Annotated in this window: 7 protein-coding genes; all 7 read right to left on the minus strand. The window is 66.9% G+C overall.

All coding sequences use genetic code 11. The annotated features are described in order from the left end of the window. Position 1: 1 nt before the first annotated feature. Complete coding sequence (locus HQN78_RS07970) at positions 2 to 781, minus strand: amidohydrolase (protein WP_227108047.1); 780 nt, start codon at positions 779 to 781, stop codon at positions 2 to 4. Beyond that, positions 763 to 1,395: a hypothetical protein gene (locus HQN78_RS07975; protein ID WP_107799356.1), complete on the minus strand. Its 633-nt coding sequence runs from the start codon at positions 1,393 to 1,395 to the stop codon at positions 763 to 765. Before HQN78_RS07975 ends, HQN78_RS07970 begins: the two co-directional genes overlap by 19 nt. Before the next feature lie 211 nt (positions 1,396 to 1,606). Next, positions 1,607 to 2,863 carry a thioester reductase domain-containing protein gene (locus HQN78_RS07980; protein ID WP_107799357.1) on the minus strand — a complete coding sequence of 419 codons (1,257 nt, stop codon included), beginning with the start codon at positions 2,861 to 2,863 and terminating at the stop codon, positions 1,607 to 1,609. 223 nt (positions 2,864 to 3,086) lie between these two features. Further along, positions 3,087 to 3,851: an SDR family NAD(P)-dependent oxidoreductase gene (locus HQN78_RS07985; RefSeq protein ID WP_107799358.1), complete on the minus strand. Its 765-nt coding sequence runs from the start codon at positions 3,849 to 3,851 to the stop codon at positions 3,087 to 3,089. Next, positions 3,848 to 5,734, minus strand: a complete 1,887-nt coding sequence (locus tag HQN78_RS07990) for an aminotransferase class III-fold pyridoxal phosphate-dependent enzyme (RefSeq protein ID WP_370646605.1) — start codon at positions 5,732 to 5,734, stop codon at positions 3,848 to 3,850. The genes HQN78_RS07985 and HQN78_RS07990 overlap by 4 nt, the downstream gene beginning before the upstream one ends. Further along, positions 5,638 to 6,939 (minus strand): nitronate monooxygenase, encoded by a 1,302-nt coding sequence (locus HQN78_RS07995; protein ID WP_235088879.1) that lies wholly within the window; start codon positions 6,937 to 6,939, stop codon positions 5,638 to 5,640. The genes HQN78_RS07990 and HQN78_RS07995 overlap by 97 nt, the downstream gene beginning before the upstream one ends. After that, entirely contained in the window at positions 6,940 to 11,286 is a 4,347-nt protein-coding gene (locus tag HQN78_RS08000) for a beta-ketoacyl synthase N-terminal-like domain-containing protein (protein WP_235088880.1), read from the minus strand. Positions 11,287 to 11,511: the final 225 nt, after the last annotated feature.

The raw sequence follows: 11,511 nt of genomic DNA on the forward strand, positions 1-11,511 counted from the left end.
GTCAAACGAGTTGATAACGGTCCGCATCCTTCAGGAAAGGGAACTGGGCGCGCACATCGTCCAGCTGCGCGCGCGACAGCCTGGCCTGATACACGCTTTCCAGTTGGCGGCCGTGGTACAGGGTGTCGCCCAGCGGGTCTATCAGCATGGAGTCGCCGCTGTAGCGGATGTCGTTGCCGTCCACGCCCACCCGGTTGACGCCGATGACGAAGGCCTGGTTTTCGATCGCCCGCGCCGGCAGCAGCGTCTGCCAGTGCTTGGCGCGGCGCTCCGGCCAGCTGGCGATGTAGAGCGCCAGGTCGTACTGGCTGTTGTTGTTGCGCGACCAGACCGGGAAGCGCAGGTCGTAGCAGACGAAGGCGGCCACCGACCAACCGTCCACCTTGACGATCAGCGGCGCGTCGCCGGCGGTGTAGTGCTCGTGCTCGCCGGCGAAGCTGAACAGATGCTTCTTGTCGTAGCTGAACAGGCTGCCGTCGGCCTTGGCCCACAGCAGGCGGTTGTAGTAGCGGCCCTGCTCTTCTATGGCCACGCTGCCCACCAGGTCGGCGCGCTTGGCGCGCGCGGTGTCGCGCAGCCATTGCACCGCCTTGCCGTCCATGGTTTCGGCGATCTTCTCCGGCCGCATGCTGAAGCCGGTGGTGAACATTTCCGGCAGCACGATCAACCGGCTGTCGTTCACCGCGCTCAGGTGGCGCTCCATCCGCTGCAGGTTCTGGTCCACCGATTCCCAGGCGATGTCGCTTTGCACCAGGGTGACGGCTAAGTCTTGATTTGGCATGGTTTGCTTTCCCAATGGGTCAATATCACTTCGTTGTGGTCGCCGCGCTCGCGGCTGCTCTGGCGCACCAGCACTTCGCCGCCGTCGTCGGACAGATACCAGCCGGTGCCGCTGATCTTGCGCCGCTTTGATTGATAGGCCACCACCCTCGCCTGCCGCGGCTGGCCCAGCAGGTCCAGGGTTTCGTCCGGCAGCCGCTGGTAGCGGACCTCGTCAATGTCGAAGTGCTCCAGATCCAGCACCCGCAAGGTGGCCTCGGCCTGGCCGCCGACGAGAAAGCGCTCGGCGGCGTCTTCGCTGCTGGCGTCGAAATCCCCCAGCTTGAAGCGGCGCACCTCCAGCTGGCCGTCGTGCAGACGCAGGGTCAGCACGCCCTGACGCAGCCGGCCCTTGATCACGGTCTTGTCGCCGTCCTCGTCGGAGACGCCGGCGTAGCGGCACAGGCCGTCCGCGCCGAAATCCATGCTCTCGTCCGATTGCAGCGAGTAGTCGAACCACAGCCCGCTGCAGCGCAGGTCCATCCGGTTGCTGACCTGCAACACCGGCATGTCGTCCAGCCAGCCGCGGCGGCGTTCGGTCCGCAGCCGGCCTATTGGTTCGCCGTTGCTCAGCACCTGATAGTCCAGCAGCAGTTCCGCGACCGGTGGGGACCTCGAAAAACCTGCTGCGCCGTCCGATAGCTGCGTTGCTCCGTGCTCCCTCCCTCGCTGTACTCCTTGTACTATCTCGGTCGCTGCGCGCGGTGCGTCTTGCTCTCGAACCGCTCGCGACGGTTTTTCGAGCGCCCCCGGCGCTTCGATCAGCGCTTCCTCGTCGGCCAGCATCTCAGCGCACCGCCGCCGCGTCGCTCAGGTCGGCGTCGTACAAGCTCTCCATATAGCCGCCGGCCATGCTGGTGTGACGCTTGATTTCCGCCAGCGGGGTCTGCTCCGCCGGAGCGTTCAGGAAACCCACCTTGCAGGCGTAGTCCAGATAGCGGCCGAACAAGGCCTGGTCCGAGTCCGGGCAGCGGATGTCGGTGTTGGCCAGCAGCTCCTGGATCTCGCTGGTGTCGTACTTGGCGTGCTCCTTGCAATCGCTGCCGTCGTAGAAGATGGCCATCAGATCGGTGAAGGTGGAGCGGTAGCCGGTGCCGCCGCGGTGCATGCGGCCTTCCTGCAGCGCTTCGAAGTAGTCCTTGGACGATACGTCGCGCAGGGTGTAGCCGTAGCCGCGCAGGCGGGCGACGATGCCGTCGTAGTTGATCGGACGCGGATTGGTCAGGTTGTAGGTGCGACGATTGCTGGACTGCAGATTCATCGCCGCGAACAGCGTGGCCTGGGCCACGTAGTCCACCGGGGAGATGTCGAAGGCTTCGTCCGAGGCGAAGGTCAGGCCGGTTTCCACCAGCGATTTGAGCATTTCGTAGTAGATGCCCTTGACCTTGGTCTGCTTCAGCGGGTAGCAGCCGGTCCGGCTGTCGCCCCAGATATTGCCCGGACGCACGATGACCCAATCCAGGCCGCGCTCGCCGGCCTCGTGCACCATGCGCTCGGCGGTGAATTTGGAGCGTTCGTAGTCCATGTTGACGAAGCCCTGGCCCACGTCCAGATCGGTTTCGCGCAGCACGAAGTCCGGCTGGTACAGCTTGTCGCCCACCATGCTGAAGCTGGAGGTGAACACCAGCGGGGCCTTGCCGGCCAGGCACAGTTCGATCAGGTTGGCGGTGCCGCCCACGTTGACCGGGGCGATCTTGTTGTAGGAGGCCACCAGGCTGACGTTGGCGGCGCAATGCAGCACCAGGTCCGCCAGATGAGCCAGGTCGCGGTAGGCGCTGGCGTCCAGGCCCAGCATGGGCTGGCTGATGTCGCCCAGCACCGGGATGATGCGCCAGGCTTCGGTGGCCAGTTTGCGGCCCTCGTCGTAGCAATACAGCACGTCTTCGATGCGGGCGCGCGCGGCGTCCTTGTTCTCGGCCCGCACCACGCAATACACGTTGGCGTCGGTGGTGGCCAGTATTTCCTGCAGCAAACGGCCGCCCAGCACGCCGGTGGGGCCGGTCAGCACGATGTTCTTGACGCTGGTCTTGGCTCGGTAATCCATGACTTCACCTCTGAATTTGGTTTGGTTCCAGTCGGGGGCCGGCGCGGCCGGCCCCTGTCACGCTATGCGGCAGAACCTGTTTACGATCTCGCGAGCTAAGGCGAGACAAGGCGAAAACGAGCGAAAAAGCGGAATGTACTCGTGGCACATGAGCATTTTGAGCTTGGTTTCAACGCCCATTTCTATCCATCCCGCCGACACGCGGCAGATCGCAAACACGTTCTTACAAGGTTCCTACCCGCATGCCTCCATCCAGCGGAATGACGGTGGCGTTCAGATAGTTGGTCTTGCAGGTGGCCAGGAAGGTGACCACCTCGGCGATGTCCTCCGGCAGCCCCCAGCGCCCCACCGGCACGATGGACTTGACGATGGCCTCGTCGGACTGCTCCACCATCTGACGGTCGACGAACTGGCCCAGCATCTTGGTCTTGCAGATGCCCGGCGCAATCGCGGTGACGCTGATGTTCAACGGCCCCAGCTCCCGCGCCCAGGACTCAGACGCCTTGATCAGGCCGGCCTTGGACGCCGCGTACGCCGACCCGCCGGCCGCGCCCCAGATGCCGGCCACGGAGGCGATGTTGATGATGCGGCCGTACTTCAGCCGCGCCATGTGGCGGGAGAACACCGCGGTGGCGTTGAAGGCGCCGTTGAGGTTGACGTCGAACACCCGTCTCGCCAGTTCCCCGCTTTTTTCCGCCATGCAGTAGCCGCGGCCGATGACGCCGGCGTTGTTGACCAGCACCGTGATGTTGGCGCCCATGCGCTCGACGATGGCGGCGCTGGCGGCGTCCACGCTGTCGGGGTCGGTCACGTCCATCACGAAGCCGCGCAGGCTGTCCGGGCAATCCAGCTCCCGGCCCAGCTGCTCCAGCGCGGCGGCGTCCACATCGGTGGCCGCCACCGCGTAGCCCACTTCCAGCAGCGACTTGACGATGGCGCTGCCGAAGCCGCCGGCCGCGCCGGTGACGACGGCGACTTGCCGGGTCACGCCACCTCTCCTTCCTTGAAGGCGATGTCGATCACTTTGCGGGCGTTGGCCATGGCGTCGAAGATGCGTTCTTCGAAGAAGCGCACGTCGTCCTGGTTCATCAGCAGGTTGGAGTAGATCCGCGACAGCGGCGAGAACTGGATGCCGTAGCGCTTGGAGATCTCGCGGATGATGATGTCGCAGAACTTGACCTTGTCGCTGTAGCCCTCGGAGCGGTCCACCATGGTGTCCTGCGAGTGGTAGACCAGCGCGGTGGGCATGCCCTGCACCACCAGCGGCAGATCGTTGGCGTGAGCGGCCTTGATGAAGGTGTCGGAGATCTGCTCGGTGAAGCGGCCCATGCGCTCGTAGCAGCCCGGGTCCTGTTCGATCAGCTCGAAGGTGCTCTTGATCGCGGCCAGGCCCAGCGGGTAGCCGTTGAAGGTGCCGGCGTGGATCACCTTGCCGCGGGTGTAGAGGTCCATGATGTCGCGACGGCCGGCGATGGCGGAGATCGGCATCGAGCCGCCGCCCAGCGCCTTGCCGAAGGTGGACAGGTGCGGGGTGACGCCGAGGATGCCCTGGGCGCCGGACAGGCCCAGACGCACGCCGGTGATGATCTCGTCGAAGATCAGCACGATGTTGTACTTCTCGCAGATTTCCTTGGCGCGCTCCAGATAGCCTTCGCGCGGGAAGATGCCGCCGCCGTTGACGCAGATCGGCTCCATCAGCACCGCGGCGATTTCATTGTGGTAGCGCTCGATGGTGGCTTCCAGCACCTGGATGTCGTTCCACGGCAGCATGAAGGACTGGTCTTCCAGCGCGCCGTCGGCGCGGCCCAGGGTGTCCAGCAGGTCGCCCTTGAAGGTTTCCGGCACCGGGAAGCTCAGGTCCTGGCGCTTGCGGCCGCCCATGATGTTGTCGGCGTTGCCGTGGTAGTGGCCGTGGAAGCGGATGAAGCGCTGCTTGCCGGTGAAGCCGCGCGCCAGGCGCAGCGCGTTCTGCACCGCCTCGGTGCCGCTCAGGCAGAAGCGGATCATCTCGGCGCAAGGGATGTGCTTGACCATCAGTTCGCAGACTTCGACTTCCAGGTCGCAAGTGTCCACCGAGGTCACTTTCTGCATGTAGCGGATCAGCGCTTCGTTGTAAGCCTCGTTGTGGTGGCCGACGAAGAGCGCGCCGAATTTGCAGAACAGGTCCAGGTGTTCATTGCCGTCCAGATCCCAGACCCGGGAGTTGCGGCCGCGATTGAACGGCACCACCAGCGGCCGTTCCGGGTCGCCGAAGTTGTAATGGGTGCCGCCCGGCAGCAGCTCCCAGCATTGCTTGTAAAAATCCTTGGACTTGATCAGCGACAGCTTGGTATTGCCTTCCATATTCCTGCTCTCCTCTTGCTTGCCCTGTGATGCTACGGTTGGTGCTACGGTTGATGACGGGATGTCATTCAATTCGGGTTCGGGTCCGATATCGTCTTCGTCCAGCGCCGTCATGCGGGCGCTGAGCGGGCGGTAACGCTCCAGCCGCTGCGGCGTCAGGACGCCCAGCTGGCGCAAGGCCGCCACGCGGCTCAGGTAGGCGGCGCCGGCCATCAGCTCCACCGCGATGTCGGCCACCTTGCGCTTGGCCACCGGCGCCAGCTCGCTGCCTTGCAGCCACTCGTTGGCCGCGCCCATCGCCGCGCCGCACCAGATCTGGTAATCGACCGCGCGCTCGGCCGCGCCGGAGATCGCCCAGCGCGAGGACTGGCCCAGATACCACTGGAACAGCAGCGCCATCTTTTTCTTGGGGTTGGCGTTGGCGGCGTCTATCAGCGCCTGGTTGCCGCGGCCGGCGAAGAAGGCCTCGGTGTCGGCCCATACCTGGGCCAGCGGCTGACGGAACACCTGCTGTTCCAGGCTGGCCACTTCGGCGGCCGGGATCTGTTCCAGGCCGGGGTACTGCTTGTACAGGCCGTGCAGCTTCTGCGCGCGCACCGCGTACATGCTGCCGCCTTGAGCACCTGCACCTTGGCGCCCAGTTCGAACATATCGGCGGACGGCGCCATCGCCATGTCGGCGATCTTGGCCTTGCCCAGCAATTGCTTGACAGGGTCCGAGGTGCCGGCTTCGACGCAGGCCTGGTTGATGGAGCCGGTGACCACGTAGGCGGCGCCCAGCGAGAACGCCGCCAGCGTGGCGTGCGGGCTGCCGATGCCGCCGGCGGCGCCGACGCGCACGGTGAAGGGATAGCCCTGGCCGGCGCAGATTTCGTCGCGCAGCTCCGCGATGGAGCGGAAGATGCAGCTGAGCAGGCCGTTGTCGGTGTGGCCGCCGGAATCCGCTTCCACGGTGATGTCGTCGGCCATCGGCACTTTCTTGGCCAACTCCGCCTGGCGCTCGCTGATCAGGCCGTCGGCCAGCAGCTTGCGCACGATCTTCTCCGGCGCCGGGCTGAGGAAATGCTGCGCCACTTCGCGGCGCGACACCTTGGCGATCACGCGGTTGCGGCGGATCACCGCGCCCTTGTCGCCGGCCTCCAGGCCCTTGACCCGGTAGTAGACGATGGCGGCGGACAGATTGACGTAGGCCGAGGCCTCCACCACCTTGACGTCCTGTTCGATGAACAGCTTGACGCAGTTCATCTCCCAGTCCGGCTGGCTGGGGTTGTGCAGCAGGTTGATCGCGTACGGGCCGTTGGGCAGCGCCTGCTTGATGCGGCGGATGGCGCTGCCGATGCGCTCCAGCGTCAGGCCGCCGGCGCCGAAGGCGCTGAGGATGCGGCGCGAACCCAGCGCGATCACCATGTCCTCGGAGTTGATGCCGCCGGCCATGGCGCCCGCGTAATAGGCGAAGCGCACGCCGTAGTCACGCAGGAAGGACGGATCGCCGAAGTACTCCGGCAACATCGCCGGCACCATGCCCAGGCAATCCACCTGGCCGTTGCCGGCCAGGCCGCCGGCCGGTTCCAGCAGCACCGCATCCTGCTGGCGCAGCACGTGCAGCGGCCGCGCCAGGTCCAGCAACTGGGCCTGGGCCTGCTCCGGCGTCTGCTGGAACTTGCCGGCATGGCCCTGCCATTTGTACACCGGGGCCGCAAAGCGCGGCGCCACGCAAAGCTTGTCTTGGTTCATTCATGCCTCTATCGCTGTCAGCGCCGGCGCCGAAGCGTCCGCCGCTGCCGGCGCTCGGCTGAAGCCGGCGCCTAGGTTGTCGCACATACCGATGACGTTGCCGCGGTAGATGATCTCCGCGAGGAAGACCAGCGCCATCCGCTCCAGCTGGCCGTCGGCCTGGTAGTCGCAGTGGATGGATTTGCAGGTGAGCCGGTAACGCAGGGTGTCGGCCTCGCACTTCACTTCGCCGCGGAACTTGGCGCTGTAGCTGTGCGGGCTGAGCGCGTGCGGCACCATGCCCGGCAGCGAATACAGCCCCAGGTAGCACAGGTAGAACTTGACCAGTTGCTCGCAGCCTTCCACCAGGAAGGTGCCGGGCATCACCGGGTCGTTCTTGAAGTGGGCGCGGAACACCCAGTGGCTGGGGTCGATGTCGCGTTCGGCCACCGCCTCGCCCAGGCCGAAGGCGCCGCCGGAGGCGGAGATGGACACCACCCGGTCCAGCATCTTGGCGGCCGGCGCGTACAAGCGCGGCGCGCGCGACGCGGCGTAGGCGGCGTCGCCGAAGCAGGCGACGAAATCGCCGCGCTGCAAGGCCTCGATATGGCTATTGTCGAAGGACGCGCGCCCGCAGCGCAGCGGCGGCTGGAACGGCTCGGCCGGCTGGCCGGCTTTCAGATAGGGCGCGGTGTTGACCCCCTTGGATTTTTCGATGTCCTTGGGCAGGAAGAAGCCGGAATTGGCCTCCAGCTTGAAGCTCAGCCTATCGCCGACGTAGCACAGATACTCGTAGGCGATCAGCACGTTCTTGCCCACCTTGAGGAAGGACTTGATGTTGACCCGTCCGCGCAGCACTTCGCCGGCCTTGGGCAAGGGACCGTAGACCGTGGTCTGGCTGTCCACCGCCCGGTAGCGCAGCTGGCCCTTGAACAGCTGGTCGCAGCCGATATAGGTGAAGGCGACGATCATCGCGTGCGAGGCTTCCAGCGACACGAAGGCCGGCACCAGGCCGTCGGACACGTACCAGGCGTCGGGGTGCAGATCGTATTCCCACTCGATGAAGCACGGCTCCAGCTTGCCCGGCTGCGCCGACAGCGCGGTGATGCGCGAGGCGAACATATACGGCGGCGACGGCATGCGGGTGCGGATCGGGTAGCTGTCGGCCTCGGCGTAATCCGGGCCCAAGACCTTGGCGATGGAGCCGTCGGTCAGCTCCACCAGCTGCGCTTCGTCGAACAGCGGACGCGGGCGCGGCGGCACCGGCGCCGCGGCCTTGGGCTTGGCCGCGCGGCGCTGGCCGGCCGGCGCGCCGGCGCCCAGCAGTTGCGCGATGCGCTGGTAGAAACGCTGCTCGGCCTGCAGATAGCTGAGCTGGGTCTGCGCCTGACGGCTGTGCTGCCTTTGCAAGACCGGCGCTTCGCTGTCGGCCGGCGCCGCGGCGGCCGGCTGCGGCTGCGCGGCTTCCGCCGCCGGCTGCGGACGCCGCCAGGGCTTGACGTCGCCGAACAGCGCGCGGTTGGCCTCGTTGACGATCATCTCGGCGATGGTGTGTTCGCGGCCGGTGTGCACGGTGGCGACCAGGGCCGGACCGCCCGTCTGCGGCGGCGTCGGCGTTCTGGCTTCCAGGCGATTGGCCTCGCCGGGCTCTTGCAGAATCATATGGGCGTAGCCGCGGTCCAGGCCCAGACTGTTGACCGCCGCCAGCCGCAGACCGCCGGCCGGCGCCGGCCAGGCCGCGCTGGTTTCTCCGGCGCGGAACACGGCGCGCAGCGCGGCCTCCGGATAGGCGGCCAGCGCCGCCGCGCCGGGCAGCTGCCGGCGATGCAGGCAGAGCGCGGCCTTGATCACGCTGACGATGCCCTGGGCCGAGGCCAGTTGGCCGTAGTTGGCGGCCACCGAGCCGGCGGCGACGCCGCTGTCGCGGTAGACCCGGGACAAGCCGTCGATTTCCACCTGATTGTCGCTGGCCAGCGCGCCGCCGCTCAGCTCCAGATAGCCCACCGACGCCGGATCCGCGCCGGCCTGGCGCAAGGCCGCCGCCGCCGAGCGCGCCACCGCGTCCGCCGCCGGTTGAAACTCGGTGCTGTCGCCGCAGGCGTGGCCGATGGCCAGGCCGCGCATCACCGCGTAGACGCGGTCCTTGGCTTCCAAGGCCGCCTGCTCGCGCTTGAGCACCACCACGCCGCCGCCCTCGCCCACCGGCGCGTCGACATGGCCGGCGCCGCGGCGCGGCGCCCACAAGACGTTTTCCAGACCGCCGGCGAAGCTGCCGCCGGCGACGATGACCGCGTCCACCAATTGCTCGGACAACATGAACTGCGCCAGTTCTATCGCCTTGAAGGCGGCGTTTTCATGCGCGCACAGCGAGAAGGCCGGGCCGTCCAGCTTCAGATGGGCGGCGATGCGGCTGGCCACCACATTGCCGATGCCGCCGGTGATGCCTTCCGGATACGGCTCCGGGAACAGGCTGTCCTTGACGATGGTTTCCAGCGCCGCGGTCTGCGCCTCGCTCAGCGAGATGCCGCTGTGCGCCAGGCTGTCGCGCACCTGCCAGGCCATCTCGTTGCGCGCCTGATAGCGCGAGCAGCTGTAGTCGACGTCGCCGGCGACGATGACGGCGATATTGCGCTTGTGGCCGTCCAGCTGGTAGCCGGCGTCGTAGAAGGCGCGCTCGGCGATGGGCATCAGGAACAAATGCGACAGCAGATGGCTGCCCACCACCTTGGGCGGCAGCTTGAAGCGCTTGCAGTCGAAGTCGAACTGCTCGATATAGGCGCCGGCCGGCGCCTGACGGTAGCCGCGCGCGCCCAGCACGTCGGCGCGCCGCTCCAGGCCCAGCCAGCGGGTGCGCGGCAGCGGGCGGAAGTGGCTGCGGCCCTCGGCCACCGTCCGCAACAGGGCGTCCGGGGTTTCAGTGTCCGCCAGCGCCACGCCCACGCCCACGATGGCCAGGCTTTGTTGTTCGGCCGGCAGCTGCGGCCAGGCGGTCACCGGCGCGTCGGCGCGGTGTTCGCGCAGCACCATGTGGCCGTTGACGCCGCCGAAGCCGAAGGCGTTGATGCCGGCGCGCTTGGCCTGGCCGCGCTGCGGCCACGGCGTGGTGTCGCGCACCACGTGGCGGATGTCCAGCTGGCCGCCCGGAGTGCTGACCATGTCTTCCACGTTCAGCGTCGGCGGGATCACGCCGCTGCGCATCGCCAGCAGCACTTTGAGGATGCTGGCCATGCCGGAGGCGGTCAGCATATGGCCGATATTGCCCTTGTTGGCGCCGATCAGCGGCCGCTGCGCCTGGTCGGCGAAGAAGGTCTCCACCGAGCCCAGCTCCACCTGATCGCCCACCGGGGTGCCGGTGGCGTGGCATTCCAGATAATCGATGTTCTTGTCCACGCCGTCGTAGGCGCGCTTCAGCGACAGCAGCTGGCCGTTGAGGTCGGGCACCAGGATGTGCTTGGCGCCGCCGTCGTTGGACAGGCCGATGGATTCAATCACGCCGTAGATGCGGTCCTTGTCGCGCACCGCGTCGGCGTAGCGCTTGAGCGCGATCACGCTGGCGCCCTCGCCGGCCTTCAGGCCCTGGGAGTTGCGGTCGAACGGCACTGACTGGCCGTCGGCCGGGAAAGCCTGCAACACATTGAAGCCGTGATCGATGTAGATGTGGTCGGCGTGGCAGACCGCGCCGGCCAGCATCAGGTCGGCCTTGCCGCTTTGCAGGTAGTAGCTGGCCACGCGGATGGCGTACAGCGCGGAGGCGCAAGCCGCGTCCAGCGCGAAGCTGGGGCCGGCCAGGCCCAGCGCCTGGGCCGCCAGCGTGGCGTTGTGGCTGCCGGTCATCAGATTGAGATCGGACAAGCCTTCCGCCTGCCAGGGCTGGCGGAAATGGAAATCGTCGCGTTGCAGCAGTTCCTGGACGTAGGGTTCCAGGATGCCTTGGTAGAAACCGTTGAGCAGCTTCTTGCCGGCGTGCGTGGGCATGCCGATATTGCCGATGATCAGGCCGCAGCGCTCCAGCGCCTCGGCGCTGTGGCCCACACCCTGATCGGTACCCTGGCCGGCGTCGATCAAAGCCTGTTCCGCCGCGTACAGCGTCCATTGGAACAAGGGGTCCAGCGCTTCCAGCTGCGCGGCCGGCAGGCGGTAGCGGCCGGCGTCCAGCTTGAAGCCGCGCACATGGCCGTTCTTGTTGTAGGCGATCTTGTCCGCGGTGCCCGGCACCGGGTGGCGATACAACGCCGGGTCCACGCCCAGCTCTTCCCGGCTCAATTCCGAGGTGCAATCCCGCCGCTCCAGCAGGTTGCGCCAGTACTGTTCTGGCGTTTCGGCGCCTGGAAACAGGCAGCCTAATCCGATAATGGCGATTTCTTCCATAGTGCATTCATGCCTAAAGTAGAGCCAACATTCCCAAACCTTGGGCGCAACCGTCCCCCTCCGCCGCCGGCCGTTGTTGAGGCGGCGGGCGGCGGCGCGGGATCAGGATTGAACCGGCGCGGGCCGATTTCGAGTGCGGCGGCGGCAAGGCGGACCTTCCGCCGCCGCGCCTCGGCTGTATGGCCGGAACGCGTCGCCGCGCTCCGGACCGGCTGCGCCCGCAGG

The sequence above is a fragment of the Chromobacterium sp. Beijing genome (assembly GCF_021496765.1).
Classification (GTDB): Bacteria; Pseudomonadota; Gammaproteobacteria; order Burkholderiales; family Chromobacteriaceae; genus Chromobacterium.

What these genes read in the sequence shown, in the direction of transcription:
- HQN78_RS07980 (WP_107799357.1), bottom strand. Translation starts at nt 2,863, where the DNA reads ATGGATTACCGAGCCAAGACCAGCGTCAAGAACATCGTGCTGACCGGC.
- HQN78_RS07995 (WP_235088879.1), bottom strand. Translation starts at nt 6,939, where the DNA reads ATGAACCAAGACAAGCTTTGCGTGGCGCCGCGCTTTGCGGCCCCGGTG.
- HQN78_RS07970 (WP_227108047.1), bottom strand. Translation starts at nt 781, where the DNA reads ATGCCAAATCAAGACTTAGCCGTCACCCTGGTGCAAAGCGACATCGCC.
- HQN78_RS08000 (WP_235088880.1), bottom strand. Translation starts at nt 11,286, where the DNA reads ATGGAAGAAATCGCCATTATCGGATTAGGCTGCCTGTTTCCAGGCGCC.